This window comes from Bradyrhizobium sp. STM 3561 (assembly GCF_045571455.1).
GTDB lineage: Bacteria > Pseudomonadota > Alphaproteobacteria > Rhizobiales > Xanthobacteraceae > Bradyrhizobium > Bradyrhizobium vignae.
The window spans coordinates 5,517,767-5,533,675 of sequence record NZ_CP120695.1; the positions used below are offsets into that span (position 1 = coordinate 5,517,767).

The following is a 15,909-nucleotide window of genomic DNA, read 5'->3' on the forward strand; positions in this document are numbered from 1 at the left end:
CTTGCCCCTCAACGCTGCGTCAGCAACTCCTCGATCCGGATCGGGAAACGGCGGACGCGCACGCCGGTCGCATGCCAGACGGCATTGGCGACCGCGCCGGCGCTGCCGGTGATGCCGATCTCGCCGACGCCCTTGATGCCGAGCGCATTCACGTGCGGATCGTGCTCCTCGACCGTGATGACGTCGAGCGGCGGCACGTCGGCATTCACCGGGATGTGGTACTCGCCGAGATTGGCATTCATGATCCGGCCGCTGCGGCGGTCGGTGACGGCCTCCTCGTGCAGCGCGAAGGACATGCCCCAGATCAGGCCGCCGCACAGCTGGCTCTGCACCATGCGCGGATTGACGATCCGTCCCGCCGCGAAGGCGCCGACCATGCGGGTGACGCGGACCTGGCCGAGCTCCGGATCGACCTTCACCTCGGCGAACACCGCGCCGTGGGCATGCATGGCATATTCCTCCATCGCCGCCGGATTCGGCGCGCCGGTACCGCGAGCCTCGACCTCGGCGACGCCGGCGCGCGCGAGAATCTCGGCATAGCTCTCGCCGCGGCTCTCGTCGTCGCGACGGATCAGCCTGCCGTCCCGCGCGATCACGCCGGCATTGCCGGCGCCGAACAGTGGCGAGCGCTCATCATTGGTGGCGAGATCGGCGAGCTTTGCGATCACGGCCGCGCCGGCGCTATGGATCGCGCTGCCGGCCGTCGCGGTGTGGGCCGAGCCGCCGGCGATGCCGGCATCGGGCAGGTCGGACGTGCCGGCCTTGAATTCGACACGGTCGACATCGAGGCCGACGGCATCGGCCGCGATCTGGGCCAGCGCGGTCCAGGCGCCCTGCCCCATGTCATGCGCGCCGATCTCCATGACACCCGAGCCGTCGCGGCGGATCGCCGCGCGCGCTTCGGCCTGGAACATCAGCGCCGGGAAGGTCGCGGTGCCCACGCCCCAGCCGACCAGAAGACCGTCATCGTCGCGCATCTGCCGCGGCTGGAGCGAGCGCTTCGCCCAGCCGAACCGCGCCGCACCCTGCTCGTAGCAGGCACGCAGTGCCTTGGACGAGAACGGCTTGCCCGAGATCGGCTCGACCTCGGCGTAGTTCTTCAGGCGGAAGGCGAGCGGGTCGATGCCGCAGGCCCAGGCCATCTCGTCGATCGCACTCTCGAGCGCGATCGAGCCCGTTGCCTCCCCCGGCGCGCGCATGAAGAGGGGCGTGCCGGTGTTGACGCGCACGGCATCGTGCGAAGTGCGGATCGCAGCCGCCGCATAGAGCGTGTGCGAGGCATCGGCCGCGGGCTCGTAGAAATCGTCGAACGTGCTCGACACGGTCCTGGCGTGATGATCGAGCGCGGTCAGGCGTCCCTCCCCGTCGGCACCGATGCGCAGGCGCTGACGCGTCGGCGCACGATGGCCAACCGGGCCGTACATCTGCTCACGGCGCAGCACCAGCTTCACCGGCCTGCCGACGAGTTTTGCCGCCATGATGCCGAGCGTTGGCGGCCCGGTCATCAATCCCTTGGAGCCGAAGCCGCCGCCGAGGAACGGGCTTCGGATGTGGATCTTGTCGTGCGCGATGCCGAACAATTCGGCGATGCGCGCCAGCGACAGCATCAAGCCCTGGGTCGGCATGTCGATCTGCAGACGGTCGCCATCCCAGGAGGCGACGATCGCATGCGGCTCCATCGCGTTGTGATATTGCGGCGGCGTCTCGTAGGTCGCGTCGATCCGCTTCTCGGCAGCGGCAAGACCCGCCTCGACGTCGCCGTGATGATGTTCGCTCGGATTGCCGACGCCGACGACGGGCGGCACGAAGGTCTCCCCGGCATCGAGCCCGACCAGCGGGGGCAGTTCATCATAGCGAGGCGCCAGCAAGGCAACGCCTTCGGTCGCGGCTTCGAGCGTTTCCGCGATCACGACCGCGATCGGCTGATTGGCGTAGCGAACCTCATTGCTCTGCAACACCTCCATCCGGAACACAAACGGATTGGTCTTGATCTCGGGGTCGATCGCGAGCTGTGGCTTGTGGTCGGGCGTCATGACGTCGACGACGCCGGGATGGCGCTTGGCGGCCGCGACATCGAGCGAGGTCACGCGGCCACGCGCGATGCTCGAAACGGCCATCACCGCAAACAGCATCCCGGGTGGATGATTGTCGGCGGCGTAAGTCGCCCGCCCCGTGACCTTGAGGATGCCGTCACGGCGGGTCAGCGGCTGGCCGATATTCGAGCCGTGCCGCAGATGGGCGGGAGCGCTGGTCAAATTGAGCTCAGGCATGGATGGCTCCGGAGATCGAGGCAAAGGGAGAGGCCGGCAGCGCGGGGATACGCGCAGGCGTACCGGCGGCGGCGAGTAGCAGCGCGCGCACGACGATGCGGCGCGCGAGCTCGATCTTGAAAGCGTTGTCGCCGGACGGTTTTGCGCCCTCGAGCGCACGCCAGGCCGCCTCCTGGAACGCGTCTGGGGTGGGCGCAACATTCCCAAGCACGTCCTCTGCTGCGCGAGCGCGCCAGGGCTTTGCGGCAACACCGCCGAGCGCAAGCCGCGCCTCCGCGATTCTGCCGTTCTCGATCCGCAGCGCGGCGGCGGCCGAGACCAGGGCAAAGGCATAGGAGGTGCGCTCGCGGACCTTGAGATAACGCGCATGCGCGGCAAAGCCGCGCGCGGCGGGCGGCAGGCGCACCGCGACGATGAGATCGCCGGGCTCGAGCACGGACTCGCGCCCGGGCGTATCGCCGGGCAGGCGGTGCAGCGCGTCGAGCGCGATCTCGCGCCGGCCGTTGCTGCCCTCGATCTCCACGACCGCGTCGAGCGCGACCAGGGGCACGCAGAAATCGGACGGATGCGTGGCGATGCAGCTCTCGCTCCAGCCGAGCACGGCATGGCTTCGATTCTCGCCGTCGCGGGCGTCGCAGCCGGAGCCCGGCTCGCGCTTGTTGCAGCGGCTGGCGGTATCGTAGAAATATGCACAGCGTGTCCGTTGCAACAGATTGCCGCCGACGGTGGCGGCATTGCGCAATTGAGCCGACGCGCCGGAGAGCAGCGCTTCGGCCACCGCAGGATAGGATCTCGCGAATTCGGCATTGTGCGCGAGATCGGCGTTGTTGACGAGCGCGCCGATACGCAAGCCACCGTCTGCGAGAGTCTCTATACCATCGAGTCCATTGAGATGCGTGACGTCGACCAGACGATCCGGACGGCTGACGCCGCCCTTCATCAGATCGAGCAGGTTGGTGCCGGCTGCGAGATAGACGGCGCCCGGCCGGGCCGCGGCGGCGACGGCTTCGGCGATCGTGCCGGGCCTGACATAATCGAACTGTTTCATGCGGAGCGCCTCTGATTGGTCTCGTCCATGCCGGCCTGCGCTTCCAGCACGGCATCGACGATGCCGGCATAGGCGCCGCAGCGGCAGAGATTGCCGCTCATGCATTCGCGGACGCGTTCGGGATCGTTGCCGGCCTGGCCTTCGCGCATCATGCCGATCGCGCTCATGATCTGGCCGGGCGTGCAGAAGCCGCACTGAAAGCCGTCATTGGCGATGAAGGCCGCCTGCACGGGATGAAGCTGGTCGCCGCGTGCGACGCCTTCGATGGTGAGGATGTCGGCGCCGTCGTGGCTGATGGCGAGCGCAAGGCACGAGTTGATGCGCTTGCCGTCGACGAGAATGGTGCAGGCGCCGCACTGGCCGCGGTCGCATCCCTTCTTGGTTCCGGTGAGATGGAGGCGCTCACGCAAGAGATCGAGCAGCGTAACGCGCGGATCGTCGAGGACGAAGTCGCGCCGCGCACCGTTCACGGTGAGGCTGATGGAGTGGTTCATACAAGGCTCCGATCAGAAATGGACATGAGTCGTCGTGCAGCGCGCCACCGCCGTGGCCGCCGTCGATACCGCGCCGCCCGAAGATGATGCGGCCGACGCCCGATCGAAGATACGGAGGCAGCCTCCGTTTAACAAGAGCCGCTCGGAAATATCTGGAATTCGTCAAAAGCCCCTGCGCGACCAACGCGATGCAGCCCTGCACGGGTCCGGCGAGGGTTCAATCTAACCAATTCGTGATCTACATTGCGCGGCATGGATGACCACACCGACCAGGCCCGAAAGCCCCGCGCCGACGCCGTGCGCAATCGCGAGCGCGTGCTCGAAGCGGCCAAGGCCGTGTTCAGCGCCGGCGGCCCCGAAGCGAGCCTGGAGGCCGTCGCAAAACGCGCCGGCGTCGGCATCGGCACGCTCTACCGCCATTTTCCGACGCGCGAGGATCTGTTCGAGGCGGTGTACCGGCGCGAGGTCGAGCAGCTCAGCGAGCTGGCCGAGCAACTGAAGAATGAAAAGGACCCGGTCGAGGCGCTGCGGCGCTGGTTGCACTCAGGGGTCGAGTTTGTTGCGACCAAGAAGGGGATGATGGCAGCGCTGGCGCTGGCGGTGCAGAGCGGGTCGGAGCTGCATGCTTTCTCCTTCGAGCGTCTGACCAAGGCGATCGGCTCGCTGCTCGAGCGCGCGGTCGCAGCTGGCGAGATGCGCGCCGACATCAGCCCTGAGGATCTGCTGCGCGCCTTCTTCGGCATGTGCTACGTGCACGATCAGCCCGGCTGGCAGGCGACGGCGCTGCGCCTGCTCGACGTGTTCGTCGACGGCTTGCGCGTGCAGCCGGCCGGCAAGGCCAAGGTGCGCGCGGCCAGGACGACGAAGCCGGCACCGAGGCGGAAGCGGTAGGCGCGGAGATGTGTTAGCATCGCCTCCGCCGGGATATCGACGCGGAGCCTGTCATGCGCATCGCAGTCTTGGTCGTCGCCTTCACGATTGCCCTTAGTCTCCTCGCCGCACGCGCCGGCGATGTCGCGGCCGCCCAAAGCGTCATCCGCGCCCAGGAGCAGGCCTTCGTTCGCGACGATGCGACGGCGGCTTATTCCTATGCGGCACCTTCGATCAAGGAGATCTTTCCCGCACCCGACATCTTCATGTCCATGGTGCAGAGCGGTTACGCGCCGGTCTATCGTCACAAGAGTTTCGAATTTGGCGAGAGCAAGATCGATGGCGGCTGGATCGCCCAGCGCGTCCATATCATCGATGCCAATGGCGAGGCCTGGGAGGCGCTCTACACGCTCGAGCAGCAGGGCGACGGCAGCTACAAGATCACCGGCTGCTCGCTGCTGAAGGCAGGACAGTCCGTTTAGGTGGCAAAACCCGGGCCGGTCTTGACCGAGCCCATCCGCGAGCGGATCAAGAGCAGCACGACGATGCCGATGTTCAGCGCATTCCACGCCACGCCATTGGCGAATGCCGCGGCGTACGATCCGGTGGCATCGAAGATGACGCCGGACACCCAGCCGCCGAACGACATGCCGAACACGGAGGCGAAGATCACGATGCCGACGCGGGTCGCCGCCTCGCTCGCCGGCATCGCCTCGCGCACGATGATGGCGTAGCTCGGCACGATGCCGCCCTGGAACAGGCCGAACATCGCGGAGATCAGATACAGCGAGGTGAGGCTGTCGAAGAACAGATAGAACACCAGCGCAAATCCCTGCGCCAGCGATCCCACCAGCAGCGTGCGGATGCCGCCGATCTTGTCGGCGAGATAGCCCGAGCCGATGCGGCTGATGATGCCGCAGCCCATCATCAAGGACAGCATCTCGGCGCCGCGCGCGACGCCGTAGCCGAGATCGCCGCAATAGGCGACGATGTGCACCTGCGGCATCGCCATCGCCACGCAGCAGGAGATGCTGGCAATCGAGAGCAGCACCGTCAGAGTGTTGGTCGACAACTTGAGATCGACCCGCGGCGGCGGTGCGTTGGCATGATCGCGAAGATGGTCGTTGCCCATCTGCGCGCGCAGGATCAGCACGAGCACCGCCATCAGGCTGGCGCAGACGATGCCGATGCCGATATGGGTGTAGCGCCAGCCGATCTCCTGCGTGCCCCAGCTCACGATCGGCGGCCACATTGTTCCCGCTACATAATTGCCGCTGGCGACGATGGTCACCGCTAATCCGCGATAGCGCTCGAACCAATGCGAGGCTTCCGCCATCAGCGGCGCGAAGGTCGCGGAGGTGCCGAGCCCAATCAAGAAATAAGCCGCTACGAACTGCCAGAGCTGGGTCGACAGACCCGCGAGCACATTGGCGACGCCGAGGAAGGCGATGCTGATCGCCATCGCCGGCACGATGCCGAACCGGTCGGTGATCTTGCCGGCGATCACGCCGCCGAGCCCGAAGCCGAACATCATGAGGGTGAAAGCCAGCGACACCGCGCCGCGCGTGGCGCCGAATTCGGTCTGCACCACGGGAATCACGACCACGACCGCCCACATGCCGACGGCGCCGATCGAGCCGATCACAAGGGCAATGACCAGGCGCACCCAGGCCTGACGGGAGTCAGGGGTGAAGGACGCAGGTGTTTGTCCTGGATGATTTGGCGCGTGCACGGGCCGGACCATGACCCGCGGTTCGCCACATGGTCAAGCATCGTGGCGCGATATTGGGCATGCGCGGTGCGCTGCGGTAGGAAGAGCTTGGCGAATGCGCCTTTTGCCATTAGTTTGCAATCAGCGTGTGCAACATTGCCGCGCGGAGTCGGCAGAATGTTGTTGCGATTGACGCGATCGTTGCGGATCAGGGTGGGGCGGATCATCGCCCTCGCCTATCTGTTCTGCGTGCTCGCGCCGGCCGCAAGCCTTGCCTGGGGCGGTGGCCCTGCGCCCTGCCTTGACGACGCGCGCCTCGCAGATCTCGTGCCGGCGCATCACCAGATGCCGACGAACCATGTGCACGGCGATACGTCGCACGCGCATGCGGCAACCCACGCTCATCACCAGACCGCGGCGAAGGACGCGCCCGCACAGCATCACCACGACGGCAAGGGAACAGTGGGCCCGTGCTGCGCGATGATGTGCGTCAGCGCGCTGCCCGCCGATCTGCCTGATGTCGCCAAGCCGCTTCTGCCCGTCTCCGCCTGCGCACCCGAGATCGTCCCCAGCCTGCACGGCGCGGCACCACCCCAGCACTACCGTCCCCCCATCGCTTGATCTGACGCGACGATTTCGGGCCGAGCGCGCTTCTGCGCGCGCGAACCTGTGGTCTCCAGATCAAGGACAGGTCATGTTTACGCTTTCCGGGGCGAAGTCCGCCGCATCTGCGGTGGATCGACGATATTTTCGATTGAATCGGCTGCTGCTCGCCCTTGCCGCGCTGTCGCTCTCCGGCTGCATGCCGGCAACGACACCGATCGCCAGTGCCGACCCCGCCGCTCCGGCGGCGAAGGTGGCGCGCATCGGCTATCGCTCGACCATCGCGCCCTATACCAGCCTGCGGCCTGCGACGCCGGCGCCGTGGCGCGGCCGCAACGATGCGGTGACGCCGCAGCCGAAGCAAGACCGGTAGGAGCGCGCCATGACACGCCATCTTGCGCGAGGCCTGCTCGTCCTCACTGCGCTCAGCGTTTCCGGCTGCGCCGCGTTCTCGCCCGACAGCGGCATGACTGATGTCTCGGATCTGACGAACCAGACCATCAACAAGGACGTCGCCTTTGTGCGAACGGCCGAAGGCACCGGCGCGGTCGAGGCGCGCGTTCGCCAATTGCTGTCGCGGACGCTCAGCGCAGACGCTGCCGTGCAGATCGCGCTGCTCAACAACAAGGGGCTGCAGGCCGCCTATGACGAGCTGGCGCTGGCCGAGACCGATCTGGTCGAGCAGAGCCTGCCGCCCAACCCGGTGTTCTCGATATCGCGGATATCAGGCAATGGCGCCAGCGAGATCGAGCGCCAGGTGGTCGGCGACATCCTCGCGCTTGCCACCCTGCCGTTCCGCTCCGACATCGCCCGTGACCGTTTCAGGGCAGCGCAATTGCGCGCTGCCCTGGCGACGCTGCGACTCGCCGCCGACGTGCGCCGCGCCTACATCCGCACTGTTGCCGCCAACGAGATGGTGGTGCTGCTGACCGACGCGAAGGCGACGGCGGAATCGACCGCGCAGCTCGCGGTCAAGCTCGGCGAGACCGGCTCGCTCAACAAGCTCGACCAGGCGCGCGAGCAGGTGTTTTACGCCGAGACCACTGCCGACCTCGCCACCGCGCGGCAGACCGCGGCGAGCACGCGCGAAAGGCTTGCGCGCCTGATGGGTCTGTGGGACGAGGGTCTCGACTTCCGCTTGCCCAACGCGTTGCCCTCGCTGCCGCGCCGGCCGCTGGCCTTGCCCTCCATCGAGGCCGATGCGGTCGCCCATCGCATCGACCTGCAGATCGCGCGGCTGGAGCTGACGGCGCTGGCGAAGTCGCTGAACCTCGCCGAGGCGACGCGTTTCGTGACGCTGCTGGATATTGCCGGCATTTCCCGCCGCACTCGGGATCCGGAAGGGCCGCCGTTCCGCGAACGCGGCTTCGACGTGCAGTTCCAGATCCCGATCTTCGACGGCGGCGAGGTGCGCGTGCGTCAGGCAGCCGAGACTTACAACTTTGCCTTCAACCATTTGAGCGAGCGCGCCGTGAATGTGCGCTCCGAGGCGCGCGATGCTTATCGTGCCTATCGCTCCACTTACGACATCGCGAGCCACTACCAGCGCGAGATCATCCCCTTGCGCAAGATCATCACCGAGGAGATGCAGCTGCGCTTCTCCAGCATGCAGGTCGATATCTTCGCGCTGCTCACCGAGGCGCGGCAACGTCTGGCGTCGCTGCGCGGCGCGATCGACGCCAGGCAGAGCTTCTTCCTCGCCCAGGCCGACTTGCAGACCGCCGTCAATGGCGGCGGCGCGCCGGCGGCCGTCAGCGACAATCCAACCACCATCGCCGCGGCAACACCTGCCGATCGCGGCGGCCACTGAGATGGAGGCCAGGATGTTTTCCCGCCGAGGATTTCTGGGGAGCGCCGCGCTTGCCGGCGCGTCGGCTATTCAAGGCCGCGTGCAGGCCGCTTCGATTCCGGAAGCACCCACCATGGACAAGGTGGTGATGCAGCCGCCGCTGCATCCGATCAGCGGACCGGATTATCGCCCCGTGGTCACGCTGAACGGCTGGTCGGCGCCGTTCCGCATGAACGGCGACTGGAAGGAATTCCATCTCGTCGCAGAACCGGTGGTGCGGGAGTTCGCCGAAGGCATGAAGGTGAATTTGTGGGGCTACAACGGGCAATCGCCCGGCCCGACCATCGAAGCCGTCGAGGGCGACAAGGTCCGCATCTTCGTCACCAACAGACTGCCCGAATACACAACCGTGCACTGGCACGGCATGATCGTCCCGAGCGGGATGGACGGCGTCGGCGGATTGAACCAGCCGCACATCGAGCCGGGCAGGACCTTCGTCTACGAATTCGAGATGAAGAAGAGCGGCACGTTCATGTACCACCCGCATTCCGACGAGATGGTGCAGATGGCGATGGGCATGATGGGCATGGTCGTCGTGCACCCGCGCGATCCGAATTTCCGGCCCGTCGATCGCGACTTCGTGTTCGTGATGAGCACCTATCGCGTCGACCCCGGCACCTATCTGCCGCATGTCAACGAGATGACCGATTTCAACATGTGGACCTGGAATGCGCGGGTGTTTCCCGGGATCGATCCACTGCCGGTCAGGCTCGGCGACAAGGTGCGCGTGCGCATGGGCAACCTCAGCATGACCAATCATCCGATCCATCTGCATGGCCACAGTTTTGCGGTGACCTGCACCGACGGCGGCTGGGTTCCGGAGAGCGCGCAATATCCGGAGACGACGACGGACGTTCCGGTCGGCGCGGTGCGCGTGCTCGACGTGCTCGCCGACAATCCCGGCGACTGGGCGTTCCACTGCCACAAGTCGCACCACACCATGAACGCGATGGGACACGACGTGCGCAACCTGATCGGCGTGTCGCGCAAGGATCTCGCCAAGGCCGTCGGCAAGCTCGCGCCTGACGGCATGGCCATGGGCTCGACCGGCATGGCGATGGGGAACATGGAGATGCCCGCGCCCGACAACACGCTGCCGATGATGACGGGCACCGGCCAGTTCGGGCCGATCGAGATGGGCGGCATGTTCACGGTGATGAAGATCCGCGAGGACCTCGCGCGCGACGATTACCGCGATCCCGGCCCGTACAAGTTCCCGCAAGGCACCGTCGCCTACGAGGTCACGGCGCCGGCCGCCGAACCAGCCCGGCAAAAACCCGGCAGCCCGCCGATGAAGCACAAGATGTGAGCGTTTCGATGAACCACCAACTGGAGATAACGATGAAGACCACGATCAAGCTCGCCCTCGCGCTGGCCGCGCTTTCGACCGCACCGGCCTTTGCTCACGACAAGCACGGGCACGAAAACTATTCGGCCGGCGAGCCCGGCGATCCCAAGAAGCCGGCACGCACCGTCGAAGTCCTGCTGAACGAGATGGACTACACGCCGGCAAAAATCGAGGTGAAGCGCGGCGAGCAGATCCGCTTCGTGCTGCGCAATGTCGGCAAGGAGGACCACGAATTCCTGCTCGCGACGACGAAAGAGAATCTCGCGCATGCGGATGAGATGAAGAAGCATCCGCACATGGAGCACGACGATCCCAATGCAGTGCGGCTTGCCCCGAGCAAGACGGCCGAGATCCTCTGGAAGTTCAGCAAGCCCGGCACGTTCGAATATTCGTGCCTCATCCCCGATCACCGCGACAACGGCATGATCGGTCACGTCACCGTCAAGTAACGCGAAAGGAGATCCACATGAACCGCATCATCAAACTTACCGCCGCGCTGGCGCTGGCGGCAAGCGTTGCCACCGGCGCGCTGGCGGCCGGGGCCTCGATCAGCGGCGAGGTCAAGAAGATCGACGAAGGCGCCGGCAAGATCACGCTCAAGCACGGACCGGCGAAGAGCCTCGGCATGGATGACCCCATGACCATGGTCTATCGGGTCAAGGACGCGGCCATGCTCAAGCAGGTGAAGGTCGGCGACAAGGTGACCTTCGAAGCCGAGGAGGCGTCGTCGGGCTACACGGTGACGAAGATGGAGAAGGCGAAGTAGAGGGCCCGCTGTCATTCCGGGGCGCGCCGCTTGGCGCGAGCCCGGAATCCATTCATCCACCAACTCCGCCGCCCGATGGATTCCGGGTTCGCCCTGCGGGCGCCCCGGAACGACGACTGCGCATTTGCGGGGCAAGGACGACGGCTTGACCGCATTGGCGCCGGTCCGCGATCGCTTTCCCGAGTTCTCCCTTCTGCTGGCAACCGAACCCGAAGCCGATCTGTTCGGTGCGCTGCGTTCAGCCGAGAGCATCGGCCGCCCGCTTGGAGACAGCCGCTTTCTCGCCCGCATCGAACGTCAGACCGGGCGCATCCTCAAGCCAGCCAAGCGCGGGCCGAAGCCCGCCGTGGAGGAAGACGGGAAAAATATTTAGTGCACTGTCACCGTAATTAGAGAAACATGATCAACGGCATATCGAATATGAACCCACTCAGATCGTACTACATCCAGCAATCAATCAATCTATTTGGAGCTTTGCCAGACAACTCCCCTGGGGCTCGTGGACAGTGAGGGATGGTTGGGATGCAAGACGAACCTGAATTGAAATATGCGAGAATGAAAGATTTTCTTTCATTTTATGCTGAGCGATATCTCAAGGCTGAGGGTCTGCCGCCGGACAGACAGCCCATAGCCAGCCTTGAAGCGCTAGAGAAAAAGAGCATGAAGATGGCTCTCAAAGGGCTCCGCCAAGCGATCAACGATTGCGTGGAAATGTCGTTACGTTTTGACCATAAGGAGGTCGAGAAACTAGACTCCCAGCTTCGCAGTCGCGGCATTGTCACGCTCTCTGAACTGCGGAGACGATATTCGAAAAGCTACGCAAAGATTGTAAAGCGAGGCCAGATCAAGAACGAGACCGAATATTATCTGGTCCGCAACGTGCTACACGACCCGACTGAAAAGTCTCCTGAAGAGCGCAAGTTGCTGGAAGAACTGATTTCCGACTATGAAGCTACATAGCACTTCCAAGCCTAAGCGGCTCGGCGGCTTTGCCATGCTGATTGCCTGTTGTGCCGTTCTTCTATGCCCTGCCCCAGTCTCAAGCGGTGGCTGGGCCGCTGATACGCTTTCCAATGACAATGCATCAGATCTCTTGGACCAGATTGTTCCTAACGGCAGTGTGGAGTCGATTCGTAGTGCTCTCGACGCCGCTTTAAGCCCTGTATCGACTATCGGTGACGAGACAGCTTCGCGCGCTTTAGCTGCCGCCGAATTGGTTGCGGCGATGATGGGCAACCCAGCAGCCCATTTACCTGCCCCAAGTAGAAAATGGGCGGCGCTCCATTCGATAGATGCGAATCGGGACCTCATAGACTCTGCGGTCAGAGCTGTCGATCGCATCCTTAAGGATTCGGGGGCGCAAGAACTGATGCGAGAAGGAGGCGCAAAGAATTTACGCGATTGGCAGGTGAGTGTGACGAATCTCCAGGCCCGACTTAGTCGGTGACGCAGAAGCCGAGGATTACGGTGACATGCACCCCTGAAGTGAGACACGATAATCCCCCTTCCCTCCCCCCGTTAACCCTTTGCTAACCATACACCGGGCAAAAATTGCCGGGTGAAGTCGAGTGTCGTCGGCCGCGTAGAACGGGAGGAACCCCGTGGACGCCAGTGCGGTGCCTCACTTTCGGAACGGCGGCCCTTCGGCCGCCGCGCAGACGTTTGGGGCGCGCGGACGGCAGTCGCGCGGGGAGGCAGCTACCATGGTCGACGTCACCGCGGGACAGGGCGTAGGCAACGCCAAGCCCGGCATCCCCTCCCTCAACGACATCGTCACCGTCCTCAAGCGCGGCGACATCGCGCTGGCGCTCGGCATCCTCACCATCCTGGTGGTGCTGATCCTGCCCCTGCCCGCGATCGTGCTGGACCTGTTCCTGGCGATCTCGATCACGCTGTCGATCCTGATCCTGATGACGTCGCTGTTCATCCAGGCGCCGCTCGAATTCTCGGCGTTCCCGACCATCCTCTTGATCTCGACCATGCTGCGCCTGTCGCTCAACATGGCCTCGACCAGGCTGATCCTGTCGCACGGGCACGAGGGCACGGCTGCGGCCGGTCACGTCATCGAGGCCTTCGGCAACTTCGTGATGGGCGGCAATTTCGTCATCGGCATCATCGTCTTCGCCATCCTGATCATCGTCAACTTCGTCGTCATCACCAAGGGTTCGGGCCGCATCGCCGAAGTCGCCGCGCGCTTCCACCTCGACGCCATGCCCGGCAAGCAGATGGCGATCGACGCCGACCTCTCCGCCGGCCTGATCGACGAGAAGGTCGCCAAGGAGCGGCGCAAGGAGCTGGAGGACGAGAGCGGCTTCTTCGGCGCCATGGACGGTGCCTCCAAGTTCGTCCGCGGCGATGCCATCGCCGGCCTCTTGATCGTCTTCATCAACGTCGTCGGCGGCATGATCATCGGCGTCGCGCAGCAGGGCATGTCCTTTGCCGATGCGGGGCGCAGCTACACGCTGCTGACGGTCGGTGACGGCCTCGTCACCCAGGTGCCGGCGCTGATCGTCTCGACCGCGGCCGGCCTGCTCGTCTCCAAGGCCGGCGTCTCCGGCGCTGCCGACAAGGCGCTGATGAAGCAGTTCTCCGGCTATCCGCAGGCGCTGGCGATGTCCTCGGCGGTGATGCTGGTGCTGGCGGCGCTGCCGGGCATTCCGACCATTCCCTTCCTCGCGCTCGGCGCCGGCGCCGGCGCGCTGGCCTGGCACGCCCGCAACCACAAGAGAACCGCCGTCAAGGCCGAGCAGGCCGCCATGGCCGCACCCGCTCCGGGAACGCCGGGTGCGCCTGGCGCTGCCGCGGCGGAAGAGCCGATCTCGGCCGCGCTCAAGATCGACGACCTCAAGATCGAGCTCGGCTATGCGCTGCTGCCGCTGGTCAACGGCCCCGACGGCACCGACCGCCTCACCGAACAGATCAAGGCGCTGCGCCGCTCGCTCGCGATCGAGATGGGTTTCGTGATGCCGGCGGTGCGCATCCTCGACAACGTCCAGCTCGAGGCCAACACCTACATCATCAAGATCAAGGAGGTCGACGCCGGCACCGGCAAGATCTGGCCGAACCAGTTCATGGTGATGGACCCCGGCGGCAGCCAGGTGCAGGTGCCCGGCATCCACACCACCGAGCCGACCTTCGGCCTGCCCGCGACCTGGGTCGACGCCAGCCTCAAGGAGGAGGCCTCGCTCAAGGGCTACACCGTCGTCGACGCCGCGACCGTGCTCTCGACCCATCTCACCGAGCTGCTCAAGGCCAACATGTCGGACCTGTTGTCCTATGGCGAGGTGCAGAAGCTGCTCAAGGAGCTGCCGAAGGAGCAGAGCGAGCTGGTCAAGGACATCGTTCCGGGCCAGGTCACGGTCTCCGGCATCCAGCGCGTGCTGCAGCTGCTGCTCGCCGAGCGCATCTCGATCCGCGACCTCTCCACCATCCTCGAAGGCATTGCGGATTCGCTCGCCTTCTCGCGCAATCCGGCGACGATGGTCGAGCACGTCCGCGCGCGCCTCGCGCGCCAGATCTGCGCGCAAAACACCTCCTACGCCGGCTATCTGCCGTTGATCGCGCTGTCGGCGAAATGGGAGCAGGCCTTCGCCGAGTCGATCATCGGCCAGGGCGAGGAGCGCAGCCTCGCAATGCAGCCCTCGAAACTGTCGGAGTTCATGACCGCCGTGCGCGAGGCCTTCGAGCGCGCCGCGCGCGAAGGCGAGGCGCCGGTGCTGGTCACCTCCGCGGCCATTCGTCCGTTCGTGCGGTCCCTGGTGGAACGGTTCCGGGCCCAGACCGCCGTGCTGTCGCAGGCTGAAATCCACCCCAGGGCGAGGTTGAAAACGGTCGGAAGCATCTGATTTGCCTTAAGAAGCCGTGTGTTTTTCAGCCACAGGCAAATGTTTTTTGAGTTCCTGGCGCCTTGTCGACCACCAAGCCAGAAAGCGCCAGGGAGGCCCATTACATCTCTGAAATAATTATAGAAAAACACAACGAAGGGATCGCTTTTGATCGCGATCTTTCACGTCCTGTCACGGTCTTGTGATCGCCCCTTGGGAACGAATCCGCCGATATTAGGTTGTTGGGCACCGGAAGCATGAACCTGCCCGAATGGGCGGGCGACTACTTCGGGTAGATGGCGGCAGGAGGCTTCCATGAACCACTCGATCTACAGCGCTGATCGCGCGACCCATTTGAAGATTGTGGTCGTCGCGCTCGTCGCAGGGATCGCGGTGGCGGGCTTCGGCATGACGGCGCGCTCTGGCTCGGATGAAGGCCTGACCCAGACCGCCCGCGTGGTCAAGGCCGGCAAGCCGGTCGTTGTCACCAGTTCGAACGCCTCTCTCGTTCGCTGAGGAGATTTGACGAGTTTTGTGAATTCACGCGGCTCTTTACCAGCCCCCCAAAGTCGCCACGTGGATATGTAGACGACCCCAACCCCAAGTCGACTACGGAAAGCGCCCGCCCCCCACGGGCGCTTTCTCATGTCTGGGGTATGTCGCGCGGTTGCGCAGGGACGGGTCAGATCATCGATGCGAGCATTCTCTCCGCCCGTGTCCCGGACGCGCCAGCGCGTTCACGCGCGTCTTCGACGCGCTATGGCGTTGCTGCGCAGAGCCGGGACCCAGCAGCTCCACGGCATCCCGACACATGGGCCCCGGCTCTGCTGCGCATCGTCGAAGGGACGCTGCCCTGCGTCCGGGGCACGAGGGCAGAGTGATGGCGCGTGGGAGGTGACACAGTCGCTTCATCATTGGCATTCATCGCAGACACACCCTCGCATTCTCGCGACTGATCTCGCCCGAGCTTTGCTTCGTCGCCTTGCCCTCGTTGGAAAGAGCAACTGTGGCGAAGTAGCCCGGCGATCGGCCGGCCTCAAGGCTGGCGCTGGCGCGCCCCCGCCTGCGGCGGCTGACGGCCTTGACCCCGTCCGCTCACCGGTCTGTTGGCTTTGCATGCGCTCGG

Annotated in this window: 17 protein-coding genes; 13 read left to right on the forward strand and 4 right to left on the reverse strand. The window is 65.0% G+C overall.

All coding sequences use genetic code 11. The annotated features are described in order from the left end of the window. Nucleotides 1–8 precede the first annotated feature (8 nt). Genes P6U28_RS26095 through P6U28_RS26105 form a run of 3 tightly spaced genes read right to left on the reverse strand, consistent with a single transcriptional unit; the run spans nucleotide 9 to nucleotide 3,812 of the window. Nucleotides 9–2,270: a xanthine dehydrogenase family protein molybdopterin-binding subunit gene (locus tag P6U28_RS26095; RefSeq protein WP_407120221.1), complete on the reverse strand. Its 2,262-nt coding sequence runs from the start codon at nucleotides 2,268–2,270 to the stop codon at nucleotides 9–11. Beyond that, nucleotides 2,263–3,318: a xanthine dehydrogenase family protein subunit M gene (locus P6U28_RS26100; RefSeq protein WP_129146087.1), complete on the reverse strand. Its 1,056-nt coding sequence runs from the start codon at nucleotides 3,316–3,318 to the stop codon at nucleotides 2,263–2,265. The genes P6U28_RS26095 and P6U28_RS26100 overlap by 8 nt, the downstream gene beginning before the upstream one ends. After that, nucleotides 3,315–3,812, reverse strand: a complete 498-nt coding sequence (locus P6U28_RS26105; RefSeq protein WP_122401198.1) for a (2Fe-2S)-binding protein — start codon at nucleotides 3,810–3,812, stop codon at nucleotides 3,315–3,317. Before P6U28_RS26105 ends, P6U28_RS26100 begins: the two co-directional genes overlap by 4 nt. Before the next feature lie 252 nt (nucleotides 3,813–4,064). On the opposite strand from P6U28_RS26105, the gene P6U28_RS26110 reads away from it, so the two are divergent. Both P6U28_RS26110 and P6U28_RS26115 read left to right on the forward strand, forming a co-directional pair. After that, nucleotides 4,065–4,703 (forward strand): TetR/AcrR family transcriptional regulator, encoded by a 639-nt coding sequence (locus P6U28_RS26110; RefSeq protein ID WP_129146086.1) that lies wholly within the window; start codon nucleotides 4,065–4,067, stop codon nucleotides 4,701–4,703. 53 nt (nucleotides 4,704–4,756) lie between these two features. Next, on the forward strand, nucleotides 4,757–5,164 hold the full coding sequence (locus P6U28_RS26115; protein ID WP_129146085.1) for a DUF4864 domain-containing protein: 408 nt from the start codon (nucleotides 4,757–4,759) through the stop codon (nucleotides 5,162–5,164). Here P6U28_RS26115 and P6U28_RS26120 read toward each other — a convergent pair. Further along, on the reverse strand, nucleotides 5,161–6,426 hold the full coding sequence (locus P6U28_RS26120; protein ID WP_129146084.1) for an MFS transporter: 1,266 nt from the start codon (nucleotides 6,424–6,426) through the stop codon (nucleotides 5,161–5,163). The two genes, P6U28_RS26115 and P6U28_RS26120, sit on opposite strands and share 4 nt — an antisense overlap. A 144-nt stretch (nucleotides 6,427–6,570) precedes the next feature. On the opposite strand from P6U28_RS26120, the gene P6U28_RS26125 reads away from it, so the two are divergent. From P6U28_RS26125 to P6U28_RS26175, 11 genes are all read left to right on the forward strand, one after another. Next, nucleotides 6,571–7,014: a hypothetical protein gene (locus P6U28_RS26125; protein ID WP_122401194.1), complete on the forward strand. Its 444-nt coding sequence runs from the start codon at nucleotides 6,571–6,573 to the stop codon at nucleotides 7,012–7,014. Between the two features lie 73 nt (nucleotides 7,015–7,087). After that, entirely contained in the window at nucleotides 7,088–7,369 is a 282-nt protein-coding gene (locus P6U28_RS26130; protein ID WP_122401193.1) for a hypothetical protein, read from the forward strand. A gap of 9 nt (nucleotides 7,370–7,378) precedes the next feature. Further along, nucleotides 7,379–8,806 carry a TolC family protein gene (locus tag P6U28_RS26135; protein WP_407120222.1) on the forward strand — a complete coding sequence of 476 codons (1,428 nt, stop codon included), beginning with the start codon at nucleotides 7,379–7,381 and terminating at the stop codon, nucleotides 8,804–8,806. 13 nt (nucleotides 8,807–8,819) lie between these two features. Further along, nucleotides 8,820–10,154, forward strand: a complete 1,335-nt coding sequence (locus tag P6U28_RS26140) for a copper oxidase (RefSeq protein ID WP_407120223.1) — start codon at nucleotides 8,820–8,822, stop codon at nucleotides 10,152–10,154. 32 nt (nucleotides 10,155–10,186) lie between these two features. Next, nucleotides 10,187–10,642, forward strand: coding sequence for a cupredoxin domain-containing protein (locus P6U28_RS26145; protein WP_164937243.1), 456 nt, complete (start codon nucleotides 10,187–10,189; stop codon nucleotides 10,640–10,642). 17 nt (nucleotides 10,643–10,659) lie between these two features. Then, complete coding sequence (locus tag P6U28_RS26150) at nucleotides 10,660–10,959, forward strand: copper-binding protein (RefSeq protein WP_129146080.1); 300 nt, start codon at nucleotides 10,660–10,662, stop codon at nucleotides 10,957–10,959. A 145-nt stretch (nucleotides 10,960–11,104) separates the two neighbouring features. Then, nucleotides 11,105–11,332 (forward strand): hypothetical protein, encoded by a 228-nt coding sequence (locus P6U28_RS26155; protein ID WP_164937242.1) that lies wholly within the window; start codon nucleotides 11,105–11,107, stop codon nucleotides 11,330–11,332. Nucleotides 11,333–11,481: 149 nt separating this feature from the next. Beyond that, a complete protein-coding gene (locus P6U28_RS26160; protein WP_129146078.1) occupies nucleotides 11,482–11,919 on the forward strand; it encodes a hypothetical protein in 438 nt (145 codons plus the stop codon). Further along, on the forward strand, nucleotides 11,906–12,406 hold the full coding sequence (locus tag P6U28_RS26165; RefSeq protein ID WP_129146077.1) for a DUF4259 domain-containing protein: 501 nt from the start codon (nucleotides 11,906–11,908) through the stop codon (nucleotides 12,404–12,406). The genes P6U28_RS26160 and P6U28_RS26165 overlap by 14 nt, the downstream gene beginning before the upstream one ends. Before the next feature lie 256 nt (nucleotides 12,407–12,662). Next, nucleotides 12,663–14,804: a flagellar biosynthesis protein FlhA gene (flhA, locus tag P6U28_RS26170; protein WP_164937241.1), complete on the forward strand. Its 2,142-nt coding sequence runs from the start codon at nucleotides 12,663–12,665 to the stop codon at nucleotides 14,802–14,804. Between the two features lie 294 nt (nucleotides 14,805–15,098). After that, nucleotides 15,099–15,299 (forward strand): hypothetical protein, encoded by a 201-nt coding sequence (locus P6U28_RS26175; RefSeq protein ID WP_129146075.1) that lies wholly within the window; start codon nucleotides 15,099–15,101, stop codon nucleotides 15,297–15,299. Nucleotides 15,300–15,909 lie beyond the last annotated feature (610 nt).